Raw genomic sequence first — 15,412 nt, forward strand, 5'->3', positions numbered from 1 at the left:
CATCGCGCGCCCTGACGAAGGAGCGAAAGATGAGGAAGCATGTCGCCTTGATCCAGGGGCATCCGGACGTCTCGCCCGATCGCCTGTGCCGAGCCCTCGCCGACGCCTATATCGACGGCGCCAGAACGTCGGGGCATATCGTCGAGGAGATCGACGTGGCCCGCCTCGATTTCCCGCTGCTGCGCCGACAGAAGGAGTTCGAGGATGGCGCGATGCCGGCCGCCCTCGACAAGGCTGCCGAGGCCATTCGGGAAGCCGAGCACGTCGTCTTCGTCTTCCCCCTGTGGCTCGGCACCATGCCGGCGCTTCTGAAGGCCTTTCTCGAACAGGTCATGCGTCCGGGCTTCGCGTTCGACTACGATGGCGGCGGATTTCCCAAGAAGCTTCTGAAGGGTCGATCGGCTCGGATCATCGTCACGATGGGTATGCCGTCGTCCGTTTACCGCTGGGTCTATCTCGATCACTGGCTGGCAGGACTGCGGCGCAGCATCCTCGGCTTCGTCGGTCTTTCGCCGGTGCGCGAGACCCTGTTCGGCCGGGTCAACGACGTGCCCCCGGAAGTGCGCCGCCAGTGGCTGACGACGATGGCCGGGTTGGGCCGGCAGGCGCGATGACGCAGTCTTTTCGCCACGGACCGATCCGGTCCGAGCGAAGCCTCACGGGTTCGAACCATCCTGACGAGCGCGAAGACAGGAGCCACATCACGATGGAACACGCAAAGCCCTCATCCCTTGGCGACGGTGTCGCAGCGATCCGCACGAGCGGGGCCCTGACCCTGTCGGCGCGGCCCATCCGGCCGGAGGACGAACCGCTGCTGCGACGGCTGTTCGAGAGAATTTCACCGGACGACCTGCATTTCCGCTTCTTCGGCGGCATGCGCCACATCGATCATGCCCGGCTCGCCGGAATGATCGATGTGGACTACGAAAGGTCGATCACGTTTCTAGCTTTCGACGAGACGGATCGTCCCGTTGGGACCGTCATGGTCGCCGGCGATCGCAGGGGCCGAGATGCCGAGATCGCGGTCTCCGTCGACAGCGACTTGAAAGGACTCGGCATCGGCTGGAGCCTCCTGCACCATGGCATCGACTGGGCGAGAAAGAAGGGTTTTCGCCGCGTCTTCTCGATCGAGGAGATCGAGAACGTCGGGACCATCGGGCTCGAACGGGAGGCCGGGTTCGTCCAGCGACGCAGCGCGGAGGATCCGACCCAGACGATCATGTCTCTGGATCTGACCTGAGACGTCGCCGATCCCCGCACCGACGACAGGCCGGACTAGCGGCTCGTCATTCGTCCAGCGGCAGGGTCGCGACGTCTTCTTCCTGTCCCCGCCGGACCGCGATGACGATCGCCGGGCGCGCCGCAGCCGCCGCTTCGTCGACGATCTGCGAAAGACGCGCGGTGTTCGCGACGGGCAGCTGATTGATCGACACGATGAGATCGCCCGGAACGATGCCGATGCTCTCGGCCGACCCGCCGGTCACGACGTCGGTCACCTCCACTCCGGTGGGAGAATCTTCGATCGAAAGGCCGAAGCGGGTCAATTCCAGCGCATCGCGGTTGCCTACGCCCGAGGGCGACGCCTGGTCGTCGGACTGCGCGACCGTGACGGAGAGCCGCAGACGACGGCCGGCTCGAAGAACTTCGACCGGCACCACGGTATCGGGCGCCCGAGCTGCGATGTGTCGCGCCAATTCCCTCGCATTGGCGACCGTCGAGCCATCGAGGGAGACGAGAACGTCGGAAGCCCTCAAGCCTGCCTTCGAGGCTGGCGAGTCCCGTCCGACACCGAGAACGAGCGCGCCCTCCGATCGTTCGAGGCCGAGGGCATCGCGCACCTCGTCGGAGACATCCGAGATCCGGATTCCGATGTGGCCGTAACGGGGCGGCTTGCCGCGCAGGATCGCGTCTATGACCTTTCTTGCGTCATCCGACGGGATGGCAAAGCCGACCCCCGCGCTGACGCCTGTGGGGCTGTAGATGGCGGTGTCGATTCCAACGACCCGTCCGTCCCCGTCGATGATAGGCCCACCCGAATCTCCGCTATTCAAGGCGGCATCGATCTGGATGAAGTCGTCGAGCGGTCCCATGCCGAGATCGCGATCGAGGGCCGACACCATTCCCAGGGAGGTCGCGATTCCGAGGCCGAAGGTGTTGCCGAAGACCAGGACCTCGTCGCCGATGCGCAGCGCCTCCGACTTCCCCCATTCGACATGGGGCAGTGGCGGGACCGGGTCGATGCGCAGGACCGCGACGTCGCGGACCGCGTCGGACCCCACCAGCTCCGCGGACATCGATCTGCCGTCGGCTGTCCGGATCGTGATGCGCTCCGCCTGGTGGACGACGTGCTCGCTCGTGACCACGGCGCCGTCCTTCGTCAGGATGAAGCCGGTGCCGATCGACGTTCCCGTATCGTCCTCCATGGGTTGCGTGAGGCTCGAAAGCCTGCGGCGGTCGGAGCTGCCAGCTGCGATCGAGCGAACGCCGTCGAGCGCGTCGGCCGGGGGCGTTCGTGCCGTGACGCCTTCGGCGACCACCGTCACGATGGCCGGCAGCAAGGTCGCGACGACGTCGGACCGCGAGCGAGACGTCACATCGGCATATGCCGCAACGGGCGTGCTCGCTGCCACCACGAGGGAGGCCAGCCCCGCAACCAGAAAGGGAGACACCGGGGGCCGGCGCGGACGTCGCATGGGGTTCGGTCCCTGTCGAAGTGGGCGAAGCCGACACCTGCCCTTGGGAGCCGGCGGTGCAGGATCGTGCACTGCCGGCTCACGTCTCACGCGGCCTTCACCTCGATCTTCTTCTCCGAGGCCAGAGCTTCCGGCGTCTTCGGCAGACGGACGGTCAGGACGCCTTTTGCGAAATCTGCCGAGATCCTGTCCTGGTCGATCCCCGTCGGCAGCGCGAAGCTCCGCGAGAAGCTGCCGTAGTGTCGCTCGGCGAAGTGGAAGTCCTTGCGGTGTTCCTGCCGCTCGTCCCGCTTCTCGCCGGACAGGGTCAGCATGCCGTTCGCGATCTTGACCTCGATGTCGTTCCGGTCGAGTCCCGGCAACTCCGCGCTGACCTCGTATTCGGTCGCACGTTCGACGACATCGACGGCGGGCTGGCCGAACGAGAAGAGATCGTCGAGCGGAAACGACAGATCGAGATCCGGGCCCATCCTGAGCCGGGATACCTCCGAGCGCCCGTTCGACAGTCTTTCGAACAGTCGGTCGATCTCCTGCCGGACCATCTGAATCGGATGCCAGTCGGCGCGACGTTGACTGACGGGAGGCTTGTCCGCTTTCTGAATCGGGAGACTGGATGTGTTGTCCATGAGCTTGCTCCTCGCTGAAGGATGGCGGGGGCTGGACCCCGCCCCGTCCTCCGTCCTGCGATCAGTAGGTGATGGTGATCTGGTCGACGACCTTGGTCACACCGGGTGCCGACCACGCCGCGCGTTCGATCGCCTGTCTTTCGCTCCACGCCCGGACCTTGCCGCCGAGCGTGACCGACCCGTGGTCGACATCGACGCGGATACCCGCGGCATCCACGAGGGCGTCACGCTGCAACGCGTCCTCGATGCGCTTCTTCACATCCGACACTTTCAGGCGCGGCCGGATCTCGATGAGGTTTGCGACGCCGATCACGCCGGTCAACGCCCGGACAGCTTCGGACGCCGCCTCCTTCTGATACTGCCACTCGACCTGGCCGGTCAGCGTGACCCAGCCCTTCTCGACCTTCGCCTGAACGGCGCCGTCGGGAATGCTGGTGTTCCACTGAAGGGTGTTGACCGCGCGGTGCGCGATCTGGTCGTCGGCCATGCGGTGGCTGCCATAGGGCCGGACCTCGATCTCCTCCGCGACCGCCTTGACGCCCTTGACCCGCATCGCGACGCCTTCCGCCGAGGACTTCTGGAGATATGTCGGGACGTGGCCCGACAGGGTGACGACGCCGTCGTGCACGGCGACACCGATGCCTGCGGCATCGATGCTGGGATCGAACTCGAGGGCGTCGACGACGGATTGGCGAATGGTCTTGTCGGTCATGATCTTCTCCTCTGATTCCGGGGCGTCTTCCGCCTCCGTTCAAAGCTAGGTGCGACCGAAGATCGTGGGTTTGATGCGCGTCAAACGGTACCGATCTTGGTCGGCAGTCCCGCTGCCTCGGGCTTTCCGATGTCCGCCACCTCCCCTTCGATCCGGCGAAGCGTGCGACGGATTTCCTCCGGTGCGACGGGGATACCGTCGGCGGCCAGATCCCACGCCAGCGTATGGATCAGTTCCTCGTCGTCGCCGCTCGACACACCCAGCGCGACGATGATGCGGGCATAGCGGTCGGCCTCGTCGGGTCCCAGCGAGCGAAGGGAAGCGACCCAAAGACCGAGGCGCCGATCGCGGATGGCCTTGCGCATGAAGGCCTCCTCTTCCGATCGGGCGAAGAGGCTCTCCGACGCGGTTTCCCGTTCCTTCAGGATCTGGCTCATGTTCGCACCGCTTTCGTCCCCTGGAGGGCCCTCGGCCCGAATTCGGAAGCGGCAGAATTCGACCGGCGCCGGCCATTCTCCTTGATGCAGATCAAGCAGGATGGATCGACGGCATTCCGGCGTCTTGCGCCTCGAACCGATGCCGAACTGCAGACGTCAGGGCTTCTCCACCCGCACGACGCGATAGGTGTGCATCGCTCCCGCACGCTGGAGGGACACGTATTCGCCCGTCACGAAGCGCTCGGTCGCGAAGCGGAAGCCTTTCTCGTCGTCATTTGGGCCCGGCTCGTAGTCGAAGTACCAGATCCCGCCCGGACCATGACGGAGCGTGCCGATCCGATCGGGAATGCCGTGCTGGAAATGTCTGACGCGGCACAGATCGGGGTTGCGCCTCCAAGCCACCGGATCGATGCGGCCATCGGCGTCGAGGGGAGCGAGGATATCGTATCCGTCCTCCACAGGCGCTTCACGCTGCCCCTTCTCGCGACCCGCGAGGAGCCGGATATGCCGGAAACCGGGCCCCAGGTCGCTCGCTCGAATCATCGCAGACCTCCTGTCGCTGCCCCCTCTTCGCCCGCTCGATCGCTCGCGTCCTTGATGTCCATCAAGACGAGCGGAGGCTGCTCCACGCAAAAACGGCGGGCGATCGGGATTTCGTCCGACCCGATCGTCGTGTTCGGGAGATCGACGATGTTCTTTCTCGCTCTGGCCGTCGATTTCGACGGCACGCTCGCAAGCGAAGGCCTCGTCGCTGCCGAAACATTCGCGGCTCTGCGGCGTCTGCGCGAGAGCGGGAGGCGGGTCGTGCTGGTCACCGGCCGTGAACTGCGGGATCTTTGCACCCACCTGTCCGACCTTTCGATCTTCGATCGGGTCGTCGCCGAGAACGGCGGTGTTCTTCTCGATCCTGCGAACGGACGCAGGACCATCCTCGGCGCCCCTCCGCCAGCCGAGTTCGTCGAGCGTCTGCGGCGGCGCGGCGTCGATAGGATTTCGGTCGGAGAGGTCGTCGTGGCCACTTGGGAGCCCGCCGAGCAGGTCGCTCTCGAGGTGATCCGCACGATGGGACTGGAACTGCAGGTCGTCTTCAACAAGGGCGCGGTGATGATCCTGCCGACAGGCATCGGCAAGGCGTCGGGCCTGCAGGCGGCTCTCCACTCGTTGTCGCTCTCCCCCCACAACGTCGCGGCCGTCGGCGACGCGGAAAACGATCACGCGCTTCTTCGGGCTTCCGGGTGCGGGGCTGCCGTTGCGAACGCGACGGAAAGCTTGGCTCTACAGGCCGATCTGCGCCTCCGGGGCCGCAATGGTGCCGGAGTGGTCGAATTGGTGGATCGGCTTCTCGCAGAGGACCATGCCCTCGTTCCGCCCGGCCGGCACGGCATCGCCCTGGGGAAAGACCCAAATGGGCGGGAGATCCTCATCCAGCCCTTCGGCGAGAGCCTGCTGATTTTCGGATCCTCGGGCTGCGGGAAATCGACATTCGCCACCGCGTTGGCGGAAACCTTTGCGGCACGCCGTTACGAGTTCTGCGTGATCGATCCGGAGGGCGACTACGTCGATCTCGAGGAAGCCGTGTCGATCGGCACGCTTCACACCCCCCCGCCGATGCGCGAAGCGCTGCGGCTTCTGCAGGACGACTCGGTGAATCTCGTTCTGGATACGCAGGCCCTCACGCTCGCCGAGCGAAGAGCGACGTGCGCGCCAGTGCTTCAGCACCTGGCGGATCTTCGCGCGTCGACGGGACGACCACACTGGCTGCTCGTCGACGAGGCGCACCAGTTGTTCTCCGAAACGGGCACCCCGATGCCGACCCCGCCGCCTGCGATGATCGCGCTGACGGCATACCCGGAAAGCCTGTCGCTGGACGCGCTGCACCGGTTCGACGCCGTCGTCGCCCTCGGCGTCGACGCCGTCGATCGTCTGTCCGTCATCGGACACCGCTTGGGCCGCTCTTCCATCTTCGAGAACGCGGGCGCGTCGGCGGGAGATGCGTTTTTCTGGCGGCCCCGATCGGACCTCGCGCCCGTGCCGTTCGAGCGAATCCGTCCCGTCCAGGACCACAAGAGGCACCAGGGAAAATACGCGAAGGGCGATGTGGGCTGGGAACACAGTTTCTGGTTCCGGGGACCCGTCAACGCCCTCAACACACCGGCGCGCAACCTCTATCATTTCGTCGATCTGGCCATCGAGATGGACGATGCGGTGTGGGAGCATCATCTCCGGGCCGGCGACTATTCGGCATGGTTCCGGCGGGTGATCGGCGACGAGGATCTCGCTCGCGAGGCCGAACGGATCGAACGGGACCCGGCTGTCCCGCCGCAGCAGAGCCGTCAGCGCATCCGCAAGGCGATCTGGCGTCGATATGCGGCCCCGGCCGGCGACGCCGGTTGAACGTCCTGTGGGTGTCCGCCGCAGCCGCATCGAACTTGCAGTTTCTGTCGTCGATTGATGCCGATCAACGGTTTTGCCTGTCCCTTCTCCAATATGCGCCTTTCCGCCCGCAAGGACGCGCAAGAAGGGAGACCATGCCATGAGCACCATGAAAGCCGCGATCTTCATCGAGAAGAACAGGATCGTGCTCGGAGAGAAACCGATCCCCGACGTCGGCCCCTCGGACGCCCTCGTGCGGATCACCACCACGACGATCTGCGGGACGGACGTCCACATCCTCAAGGGCGAATACCCCGTCGCCTCCGGTCTGACGATCGGGCATGAACCCGTCGGCGTGATCGAAAAGCTGGGACGCGAGGTGAAAAGCTTTCGTGAGGGCCAGCGCGTGATCGCCGGGGCCATCACGCCCGGGTTCACGAGCAACGCATGCCAATGCGGCTTCTGTTCGCAGGACGGGGCGGGCACGGCGCACGGCTGGAAGCCGTTGGGCGGATGGCGCTTCGGCAACACGATCGACGGGTGCCAGGCCGACTACGTCCTCGTCCCGGATGCGGAAGGCAACCTCGCCCTCATCCCGGACGGGCTGACGGACGAGCAGGTGCTGATGTGTCCCGACATCATGTCGACGGGGTTCGGCGGCGCCGAACGCGGCGACATCAGGATCGGGGACGTCGTCGCCGTCTTCGCGCAAGGCCCGATCGGCCTGTGCGCCGCCGTCGGCGCACGTCTCTTGGGCGCCTCCGTCGTCATCGGTGTCGACCGCCTCGAAACGCGTCTGGCCGTATCGCAGAGACTGGGGACCGACATCGTCGTCGATGCGTCCAAGGTCGATGCCGTGAGCGAGATCATGAAGCTGACCGGTGGGCGAGGTGTCGATGTCGCGATCGAAGCACTCGGCACCCAGACGACCTTCGCGCAGGCGCTGCGGGTTCTTCGCCCAGGCGGGACCTTGTCCAGTCTCGGCGTCTATTCCGAGGATCTTTCCATCCCCCACGATGCCTTCGCCGCCGGGCTTGGAGACCACCGGATCGTCACCACGCTCTGCCCCGGCGGAAAGGAACGGATGCGTCGTCTCATGCAGACGGTCCAGAGTGGCCGCGTCGATCTCGGCGCTCTCGTGACCCACCGCTTCCCGTTGGTGCGGATCGAGGATGCGTACGATCTCTTCTCGCACCAGCGGGACGGGGTCCTGAAGGTCGCGCTCAAGCCGTGATAGGCCGCGATCCGCACACGTGCCCGTCGGTCGTACGTGCGCAACCAAGGGTTAAACCCTACATGACGGTTCCGTGACCTGGGATTACTGATTTAGGTTGTTGGCGCGATCTCGCATTTCGCCCGTGTCGCTCGATCCATCGAAGGGAGGACGACGATGCAACCTGCATTGAAACTTTCACTGGATCGGTCCGGACCCATTCCGTCCCCCTGCCTCGGATGCCCTGTTCGCCGGGACGGCATCTGCCGTGTTCTCGGAAACGACGAATTGGGTCGGCTGGCCCTCGTGTCCGTGCGTCGCGTCGTGCCACGCCACGAAGCGGTCTGGCGCGCCGGCGACGGGTCCGGCTCCGTGGCGAGCCTCCTCAGCGGTGTTGTCAGTCTATCCCGCAGCCTGCCGGATGGTCGGCAGCAGATCGTGGCCCTGCAATTCCCGACCAGCGTGATCGGTTCGCTGGCCGGCGGGAGGGAGCTGGAGACCGTCGCGCAGGAGACGACGCGAATCTGCTCGGTCCCGCGTGGACACTTCGAAAACATCCTTTCGCGCAATCCCGAGCTGGAGCGAGAGGTCATACGGCAGATCGGAGCCCAGCTGGACGAGGCCAGGAACTGGCTGGTGGCCATCGGTCGCAAGTCGGCCGCCGAGCGGGTCGCGACCTACCTGCACATGCTGGTCACGAACCACCGCTCGCCCCAGCGTGACGCCGGACCGGTCGAGATCCTTCTGCCGCTGTCTCGCGGCGCCACGGCCGACTTTCTGGGCCTCACCATCGAGACGGTCTCGCGGAAGATGACGGAACTGAAGAGGTCAGGCATCGTCGACTTCGACGATGCGACCCGCATGCACGTGCTCTCGACCGACAGGTTGCGGGCGGCGACAGGCGATGAACCCGTCTTGGATCAACCCGGATCGCTTCGAAACTAGACGGGCCGGACACGTCAAAGCACCGTCTGGTAGGCCCATGTCAGGGCATCGAGATCGCGATCGGAAAGGATGGCAACGGCGAGAGGAAGAACGATTTCCGACTCGTAGGTCGCATGGCGACGCACGCTCCGAAACAACGCCCGGGTCTGATACGCGACCGCGTCGATTGTCCTTGCACTGTCCCTGGCAGACAGCGACCGCAGTTCCTCCGACAAGTCTCCGACGGCATCCTGATCCTCGCCATGTTCGTGCACCAGACGCTGCAGATCGATCCGTAACGGAGCCGCCTTCCAGAGACGGCGCTCGAGAAGGGGGAAGATTCGCTCTTCCTCGAGCTCATGGTGGACCCGGAGGCGGCTTCCAAACGATGTGACGAGGGTGCGGCAGTGCATCGGGTCTTCGGAAGGCAGCCTATCCGCCATCGACTCGAGATCGGCACACATGCCGAGCTGTTCCGCATGATAGGATACCAGCAGATCGAGCCGCAAAACCTCATCACCCCGGTGCGGTCCGCGGCGCCGATTCTTTGTCCAGGTCATGTCGTGTCGTCCTTTTGAGGCAACCTGTCCCTTCAGAAGCCCGGCGGGGAGTCTGTAGCTGGCTTGCAACCCGGCTTTGAGCTTGATCAAACCCGTCGTCGCTCGGTCTGCGACATAATGGCTGGTCGTCTGCGGCGCGGGCTTCCGAACCCTCGAAGGACCGAGGGACGGGAGAGAAGAAGCCTCAGCCCGAAGACATCGAATCGCAGTGTCGGCAAGTCGACGGGTTGCAGTCGCTTGGCCAGCGCGATGCCGAGGAGCTTCAGATCGTTCGGCGCGACAGCATTCCGTCGCGAAAGGCGCGGAAGGAATTCGGCGCGCTGAAGTCGAAACCGCTGACGCGTCTGATGAATCTAGTACGGGAGAAAAAGGAATGGCGTGCGTCATGTCCCGCCGAACCGTACACTGGTCGATCCTGAGTGCGGCGGCTGTCGTGGACGCTGGAGAGCCTTGCCTAAGGCAGTCGTCGAATCGACGCCCCCGGCCAATTTCCACGTCTGGCGGCACTGCAATGCAGCATTCTCGATCGTCGATTGCCCAACTCTATTGCACCGCCGCAATTTGCATTTTTTTTGTATGCAAATGCTTGACTGACTCGGGTGGCTGTATACGATCCCGGTCCGCAAGCTGATCGCAATCGTTTTCCCGTCCCTCACTTTGGAATGTCGATCATGAAAATCGCCGCTCTCCTCGCGGGTACCGTCATGGCCGCAAGCCTCGCGCTGCCGGCCTATGCGGACAAACTCGACGACATCATCGCGTCCGGCACGCTGCGCTGCGCCGTCGTGCTCGACTTCCCGCCGATGGGCTCGCGCGACGCTTCCAACAACCCGGAAGGCTTCGACGTCGACTACTGCAACGACCTCGCCAAGGCGCTCGGCGTCACCGCCGAGATCGTCGAGACCCCCTTCCCCGAGCGCATCCCGGCGCTGATGTCGGGCCGCGTCGACGTCGGTGTCGCCTCGACGTCCGACACGCTGGAGCGCGCCAAGACCGTCGGCTTCTCGGTCCCGTACTTCGCCTTCGAGATCGTCGTCACCGCCAACGAGAAGTCGGGCGTCACGTCCTACGACACGATGAAGGGCAAGACGGTCGGCGCCACCGCCGGCACCTACGAGGCGATCGCCCTCGAGAACCAGGTGAAGGAATGGGGCTCGGGCGAGTTCCGGCCCTACCAGACCCAGGCCGACGTCTTCCTGGCGCTGAGCCAGGGCCAGATCGACGCGACGGTGTCGACCTCGACGGTCGCGCAGGCCAACGTGAAGACCGGCAACTTCCCGGGCATCAAGGTCGTCGGCCCGACGCCGTTCGACATCGACTACGTCTCGCTGTTCACCAACCGCGAGGAGTACGGGCTGATCAACTACCTCAACCTCTTCGTGAACCATCAGGTTCGCAGCGGCCGCTACAAGGAGCTGTTCGAGAAGTGGGTCGGTGGCGAAGCGCCGAACCTGACGGCGCCGGGCGTCTACCGCTAATCTCGTCGTCTCACGACGGCGCGCGGCCCTTTTGGCGGTCGCGCGCCGCCCCCACCCCACCGACGAACGGGCTCGGATGTTCGGCTACACCTTCCGATGGAACCAGGCCTTCCAGGCCCTTCCGCGCATGCTCGACGGGGCGCTGGTCACGCTGGAGATTGCGCTCCTGTCGATGGCGATCGGCGTCGCGGTGGCCGTCGCGCTGACGCTCTTCCGCCGCTCCGAAAGCCGAATCCTGCGCGCCGTCGCGACGACATGGGTCGAGATCGCGCGCAACACGCCGGCCCTCTTCCAGATCTACATGGCCCATTTCGGTCTCGGCGCCTTCGGCATCCACCTCAGCCCCTTCACCTCGCTTCTCGCCGGCATCGCCTTCAACAATGCGGGCTATCTCGCCGAGAACTTCCGCGGCGCGCTGAAGGGCATTCCCGATACGCAGATCCGCGCCGGCCGGTCGCTCGGCATGACCTCGCTGCAGGCGTTCCGGCTGATCGTTCTGCCGCAGATGCTGCGCATCGCCTTCCTGCCGGCCACCAACCAGATGGTGTGGGCGATCCTCATGACCTCGTTGGGCGTCACGGTCGGCATGAACACCGATCTCGCCGGCGTCACGCAGGAGCTCAACGCCCGCTCCTTCCGCACCTTCGAGTTCTTCTCGATCGCGGCCATCATCTACTACGTGATCGCCAAGGTCGTGACGCTCGCCGCCCGGCTTCTGGCCTCGCGCCTGTTCCGCTACTGAGGGCGCGCTCGATGTTCGATACCGCAATGACCGGGGCCGACCTCCTCTTCCTCCTGAAGGGCGCCGGCATGACGCTCGCGGTCACGGCCATCGCCGTCGCCGCCGGCACCGTGATGGGCATCCTCTTCGGCGTCCTGCGTTTCCAGTTCGGGCCCTACTGGTCGGCACCGCTGACCTTCGTGCTCGACGTCTTCCGCTCGGTCCCGCTGCTGATCCAGCTCGTGCTCGGCAACTCGCTGCAGGCGATCCTGAAACTCGGCTGGGCACCGTTCACCACGTCCTGCGTCGTGCTCTCGCTCTACACGGCGGCCTACTGCACGGAGATCGTGCGCGGTTCGATGGAGGCCGTGCCGACGACCACCCGGCGCGCGGCGCGCTCGCTGGGAATGACCTGGGGCCAGGACATGCGCGAGATCGTGGCGCCGCTCGCGACCCGCATCGCGCTTCCGTCCTGGATCGGCCTGACGCTCGGCGTCATGAAGGATTCGGCGCTGGTCCTCTGGCTCGGCCTGATCGAGCTCCTGCGGGCCTCGCAGATCCTCGTGACGCGGCTTCAGGAGCCGCTGTTCATCCTGATCATCTGCGGCGCGATCTACTTCCTCATCAGCTTCCCCATCGCCCGGCTCGGCGGCCACCTCGAAAAACGTTGGTCCCCCCATGATTGAGATCAGACAAGTTCGAAAGTCCTTCGGCCCGCTCGAAGTCCTGAAGGGGATCGACCTCACCGTCGCCAAGGGCGAAGTCCTGACGATCATCGGCGGCTCGGGCTCGGGCAAGTCGACGCTGCTCACCTGCATCAACGGTCTGGAGCCGATCAATTCGGGCCGGATCGTCGTCGACGGCACCGAGGTCCACGCCAAAAGCACCAACCTCGACAAGCTGCGTCGCAAGATCGGCATCGTGTTCCAGCAATGGAACGCCTTCCCGCATCTGACCGTGATCGAGAACGTGATGCTGGCGCCGCGCAAGGTGCTCGGCCAGACCAAGGCCGAAGCCGAGGAGATGTCGGTGAAGCAGCTGACCCATGTCGGTCTCGGCGACAAGCTGAACGTCTATCCAAGCCGCCTGTCGGGCGGACAGCAGCAGCGCATGGCGATCGCCCGCGCGCTCGCCATGAGCCCGGAATACATGCTTTTCGACGAGGTGACCTCGGCGCTCGATCCGATGCTGGTCGGCGAGGTCCTCGATACGCTCCGCATGCTCGCCTCGGAAGGCATGACGATGATCTGCGTCACGCACGAGATGAAGTTCGCGCGCGAAGTCTCCGATCGCGTGGCCTTTTTCCATCAGGGCGTTATGGCCGAGATCGCGCCGCCCGCGCAGATCTTCGATGCTCCGCAGCAGGAGGAGACGCGCCGGTTCCTGTCGGCGACGCACTGAACCGGTCGGGGCGGCTAACCGCGAACGCCGCCAGACGCAGTGCGTCGATGTCGTCCGCGACACCCCTGCCGCCGCTAGAACCGCTCGAGCGCCGACGGCCGGTCTGACGTCCGAAGTCTCGACGGCACCATCCAAGGACGAACCGATGCGCACCTCCAAAGTCATCCATGTCGTGACGTGCCACGCCGAGGGTGAGGTCGGCGACGTGATCGTCGGCGGCGTCGCCCCGCCGCCGGGCGCGACGGTCTGGGAGCAGTCCCGCTTCATCGCGTCCGACGAGACGCTCCGGAATTTCGTCCTCAACGAGCCGCGCGGCGGCGTCTTCCGGCACGTGAACCTTCTGGTGCCGCCGAAGGACCCGCGGGCCCAGATGGGCTGGATCATCATGGAGCCGGCCGACACGCCGCCGATGTCCGGCTCCAACTCGATCTGCGTGGCGACGGTGCTTCTCGACACCGGGATCATCCCGATGGAGGAGCCGATCACCCGCATGGTGCTGGAGCCGCCCGGCGGCCTCGTCGAGGTCGAGGCGGAGTGCCGCAACGGCAAGGCCGAGCGCATCCGCGTGCGCAACGTCGCCTCCTTTGCCGACAAGCTCGACGCCACGCTGGAGGTCGAGGGGATCGGCACGCTCACCGTCGACACGGCTTATGGTGGCGACAGCTTCGTGCTCGTCGACGCTACCGCGCTCGGGCTCGAACTGACGCCCGACCAAGCGCGCGACATCGCGCGGATGGGCGTGCGGATCACCGCCGCCGCCAACGAACAGCTCGGCTTCCGGCATCCGGCGACCGACTGGAACCACATTTCCTTCTGCCAGATTACCAATCCGGTCGAGCGGCGCGACGGGGTTCTCCACGGCAAGAACGCGGTCGCGATCCGCCCCGGCAAGGTCGATCGCTCGCCGACCGGCACAGGATGCTCGGCGCGCATGGCGGTGCTCCACGCGCGCGGCCAGATGAAGGTCGGCGACCGCTTCGTCGGCCGCTCGATCCTCGACACCGAATTCCACTGCTCGATCGATTCCGAGGTCGAGATCAACGGCAAGGCGGCCATCCGCCCGATCATCTCCGGCAGAGCCTGGGTGATCGGCACGCAGCAGCTGATGGTTGATCCCGACGACCCGTTCCCGGCGGGCTACCGGCTGTCCGACACGTGGCCGATGGACCTCTAGGAGCTCGCCCCATGCGCTTGCAATTCGCGCGGTGACAGCGATGTCCGAGGATCTCCTGCATGTCTCGATCGCCGAGCTCGAAAGCCTGCTCCGGCGGATCTTCGAGGCCAACGGCGTATCGGCGAAGAACGCCGCCATCCTCGCGGCCAACTGCGCCGCGTGCGAGCGCGACGGCGCGCACAGCCACGGCATCTTCCGGATGCAAGGCTACGTCGCCTCGCTGCGCAGCGGCTGGGTCGATGGCCGTGCCGTGCCCGAGATCGAGGCGGCGGGCTCGTCGTTCCTGCGCGTCGACGCCCGAAACGGCTTCGCCCAGCCGGCGCTTGCGGCGGCGATGCCGAGCCTTCTGGCTGCGGTCGAAGCCACTGGCGTCGCGGTGCTGGCGATGCGCGGATCGCATCACTTCAGCGCCCTCTGGCCGGATCTCGAACCGCTGGCGGACCGGGGGCTCGTTTCCCTGACCACGGTCGCCGGGCAGGCCTGCGTCGTGCCGCCCGGTGGGCGCGTTCCCGTGTTCGGCACCAATCCCTTCGCCTTCGCGACGCCTGTCGCCGGATCGCCGCCGCTGGTGTTCGATTTCGCCACCAGCACGATGTCGAACGGCGATACGCGGATCGCCGCCCGCGAAGGGCGCAAGGTCCCGCACGGCACCGGGATCGACCGCGACGGGCACCCGACGAGCGACCCGAACGCGATCCTCGACGGCGGCGCCCTCCTGCCCTTCGGCGGACACAAGGGTCTGGCGATGACGCTGATGGTCGAACTGCTCGCGGCGGCACTGACGGGCGGCAGCTTCTCCTCGGACGTCGACTACTCGACGCATCCCGGCGCCGAGACGCCCCGCACCGGCCAGTTGCTGATCGCGATCGATCCCACGCGCGGCGCGACGAGGGTGTATGCCGACCGCGCACGCGACCTCATCGACGCGGTCCGACGCTCGGGCGCGTCGCGCCTGCCGGCAGATCGCCGCTATGCAGCGCGCGCACGAGCGCAGGCCGAGGGCATCCCTATCGCTCGTGCGCAGTTCGAGCAGCTTGCGGCGCTCGCCGGCTGATGCCCGCGGATCGTCGCGCCTGCCGCACGTTTCCCCCCTGTTCGAT

Annotated in this window: 16 protein-coding genes; 11 read left to right on the forward strand and 5 right to left on the reverse strand. The window is 65.8% G+C overall.

Features of this window, described 5'->3' with window-relative positions; genetic code table 11:
* Positions 1 to 29: 29 nt before the first annotated feature.
* Positions 30 to 614, forward strand: a complete 585-nt coding sequence (locus tag ASF65_RS08530; protein WP_055887905.1) for an NAD(P)H-dependent oxidoreductase — start codon at positions 30 to 32, stop codon at positions 612 to 614.
* 92 nt (positions 615 to 706) lie between these two features.
* A complete protein-coding gene (locus tag ASF65_RS08535) occupies positions 707 to 1,240 on the forward strand; it encodes a GNAT family N-acetyltransferase (RefSeq protein ID WP_162239470.1) in 534 nt (177 codons plus the stop codon).
* A gap of 46 nt (positions 1,241 to 1,286) precedes the next feature.
* Here the strand turns inward: ASF65_RS08535 and ASF65_RS08540 are convergent, their stop codons facing one another.
* The 4 genes from ASF65_RS08540 to ASF65_RS08555 form a co-directional block, all read right to left on the reverse strand.
* Positions 1,287 to 2,693, reverse strand: a complete 1,407-nt coding sequence (locus ASF65_RS08540; protein ID WP_082505308.1) for a trypsin-like peptidase domain-containing protein — start codon at positions 2,691 to 2,693, stop codon at positions 1,287 to 1,289.
* Between the two features lie 86 nt (positions 2,694 to 2,779).
* The gene (locus ASF65_RS08545) at positions 2,780 to 3,163 is read right to left on the reverse strand and encodes an Hsp20/alpha crystallin family protein (RefSeq protein WP_244486601.1); all 384 of its coding nucleotides are present in this window, start codon (positions 3,161 to 3,163) and stop codon (positions 2,780 to 2,782) included.
* Positions 3,164 to 3,380: 217 nt separating this feature from the next.
* Entirely contained in the window at positions 3,381 to 4,031 is a 651-nt protein-coding gene (locus tag ASF65_RS08550; protein WP_055887919.1) for a BON domain-containing protein, read from the reverse strand.
* 80 nt (positions 4,032 to 4,111) lie between these two features.
* Entirely contained in the window at positions 4,112 to 4,468 is a 357-nt protein-coding gene (locus ASF65_RS08555; RefSeq protein WP_055887922.1) for an ATPase inhibitor subunit zeta, read from the reverse strand.
* Positions 4,469 to 4,552: 84 nt separating this feature from the next.
* Between ASF65_RS08555 and ASF65_RS08565 the strand changes: the two genes are divergently transcribed.
* The 3 genes from ASF65_RS08565 to ASF65_RS08575 all read left to right on the forward strand — a co-directional run bounded on the left by ASF65_RS08565 (position 4,553) and on the right by ASF65_RS08575 (position 8,999).
* Entirely contained in the window at positions 4,553 to 6,862 is a 2,310-nt protein-coding gene (locus tag ASF65_RS08565; RefSeq protein WP_244486623.1) for an HAD-IIB family hydrolase, read from the forward strand.
* 139 nt (positions 6,863 to 7,001) lie between these two features.
* Positions 7,002 to 8,075 carry an NAD(P)-dependent alcohol dehydrogenase gene (locus ASF65_RS08570; RefSeq protein WP_055887930.1) on the forward strand — a complete coding sequence of 358 codons (1,074 nt, stop codon included), beginning with the start codon at positions 7,002 to 7,004 and terminating at the stop codon, positions 8,073 to 8,075.
* Between the two features lie 156 nt (positions 8,076 to 8,231).
* A complete protein-coding gene (locus ASF65_RS08575) occupies positions 8,232 to 8,999 on the forward strand; it encodes a Crp/Fnr family transcriptional regulator (RefSeq protein WP_082505312.1) in 768 nt (255 codons plus the stop codon).
* Between the two features lie 14 nt (positions 9,000 to 9,013).
* Here the strand turns inward: ASF65_RS08575 and ASF65_RS21660 are convergent, their stop codons facing one another.
* Positions 9,014 to 9,538, reverse strand: a complete 525-nt coding sequence (locus tag ASF65_RS21660) for a hemerythrin domain-containing protein (RefSeq protein WP_162239471.1) — start codon at positions 9,536 to 9,538, stop codon at positions 9,014 to 9,016.
* Between the two features lie 671 nt (positions 9,539 to 10,209).
* Between ASF65_RS21660 and ASF65_RS08585 the strand changes: the two genes are divergently transcribed.
* The 6 genes from ASF65_RS08585 to ASF65_RS08610 all read left to right on the forward strand — a co-directional run bounded on the left by ASF65_RS08585 (position 10,210) and on the right by ASF65_RS08610 (position 15,366).
* Positions 10,210 to 11,016, forward strand: coding sequence for a transporter substrate-binding domain-containing protein (locus ASF65_RS08585; RefSeq protein WP_055889016.1), 807 nt, complete (start codon positions 10,210 to 10,212; stop codon positions 11,014 to 11,016).
* A gap of 76 nt (positions 11,017 to 11,092) precedes the next feature.
* Positions 11,093 to 11,758 carry an amino acid ABC transporter permease gene (locus tag ASF65_RS08590; protein ID WP_055887939.1) on the forward strand — a complete coding sequence of 222 codons (666 nt, stop codon included), beginning with the start codon at positions 11,093 to 11,095 and terminating at the stop codon, positions 11,756 to 11,758.
* Positions 11,759 to 11,769: 11 nt separating this feature from the next.
* Positions 11,770 to 12,423 carry an amino acid ABC transporter permease gene (locus ASF65_RS08595; protein WP_055887942.1) on the forward strand — a complete coding sequence of 218 codons (654 nt, stop codon included), beginning with the start codon at positions 11,770 to 11,772 and terminating at the stop codon, positions 12,421 to 12,423.
* A complete protein-coding gene (locus ASF65_RS08600) occupies positions 12,416 to 13,138 on the forward strand; it encodes an amino acid ABC transporter ATP-binding protein (RefSeq protein ID WP_055887944.1) in 723 nt (240 codons plus the stop codon). The genes ASF65_RS08595 and ASF65_RS08600 overlap by 8 nt, the downstream gene beginning before the upstream one ends.
* 145 nt (positions 13,139 to 13,283) lie before the next feature.
* Positions 13,284 to 14,312, forward strand: coding sequence for a proline racemase family protein (locus ASF65_RS08605; protein WP_055887947.1), 1,029 nt, complete (start codon positions 13,284 to 13,286; stop codon positions 14,310 to 14,312).
* A gap of 40 nt (positions 14,313 to 14,352) precedes the next feature.
* Positions 14,353 to 15,366, forward strand: a complete 1,014-nt coding sequence (locus ASF65_RS08610) for an Ldh family oxidoreductase (RefSeq protein WP_055887950.1) — start codon at positions 14,353 to 14,355, stop codon at positions 15,364 to 15,366.
* Positions 15,367 to 15,412: the final 46 nt, after the last annotated feature.

This window comes from Aureimonas sp. Leaf324, from assembly GCF_001423245.1.
GTDB lineage: Bacteria > Pseudomonadota > Alphaproteobacteria > Rhizobiales > Rhizobiaceae > Aureimonas.

Coding starts and splice junctions, on each gene's coding strand:
- ASF65_RS08530 (WP_055887905.1), top strand. CDS start 30: ATGAGGAAGCATGTCGCCTTGATCCAGGGGCATCCGGACGTCTCGCCC.
- ASF65_RS08535 (WP_162239470.1), top strand. CDS start 707: ATGGAACACGCAAAGCCCTCATCCCTTGGCGACGGTGTCGCAGCGATC.
- ASF65_RS08540 (WP_082505308.1), bottom strand. CDS start 2,693: ATGCGACGTCCGCGCCGGCCCCCGGTGTCTCCCTTTCTGGTTGCGGGG.
- ASF65_RS08545 (WP_244486601.1), bottom strand. CDS start 3,163: ATGGGCCCGGATCTCGATCTGTCGTTTCCGCTCGACGATCTCTTCTCG.
- ASF65_RS08550 (WP_055887919.1), bottom strand. CDS start 4,031: ATGACCGACAAGACCATTCGCCAATCCGTCGTCGACGCCCTCGAGTTC.
- ASF65_RS08555 (WP_055887922.1), bottom strand. CDS start 4,468: ATGAGCCAGATCCTGAAGGAACGGGAAACCGCGTCGGAGAGCCTCTTC.
- ASF65_RS08565 (WP_244486623.1), top strand. CDS start 4,553: ATGCAGATCAAGCAGGATGGATCGACGGCATTCCGGCGTCTTGCGCCT.
- ASF65_RS08570 (WP_055887930.1), top strand. CDS start 7,002: ATGAGCACCATGAAAGCCGCGATCTTCATCGAGAAGAACAGGATCGTG.
- ASF65_RS08575 (WP_082505312.1), top strand. CDS start 8,232: ATGCAACCTGCATTGAAACTTTCACTGGATCGGTCCGGACCCATTCCG.
- ASF65_RS21660 (WP_162239471.1), bottom strand. CDS start 9,538: ATGACCTGGACAAAGAATCGGCGCCGCGGACCGCACCGGGGTGATGAG.
- ASF65_RS08585 (WP_055889016.1), top strand. CDS start 10,210: ATGAAAATCGCCGCTCTCCTCGCGGGTACCGTCATGGCCGCAAGCCTC.
- ASF65_RS08590 (WP_055887939.1), top strand. CDS start 11,093: ATGTTCGGCTACACCTTCCGATGGAACCAGGCCTTCCAGGCCCTTCCG.
- ASF65_RS08595 (WP_055887942.1), top strand. CDS start 11,770: ATGTTCGATACCGCAATGACCGGGGCCGACCTCCTCTTCCTCCTGAAG.
- ASF65_RS08600 (WP_055887944.1), top strand. CDS start 12,416: ATGATTGAGATCAGACAAGTTCGAAAGTCCTTCGGCCCGCTCGAAGTC.
- ASF65_RS08605 (WP_055887947.1), top strand. CDS start 13,284: ATGCGCACCTCCAAAGTCATCCATGTCGTGACGTGCCACGCCGAGGGT.
- ASF65_RS08610 (WP_055887950.1), top strand. CDS start 14,353: ATGTCCGAGGATCTCCTGCATGTCTCGATCGCCGAGCTCGAAAGCCTG.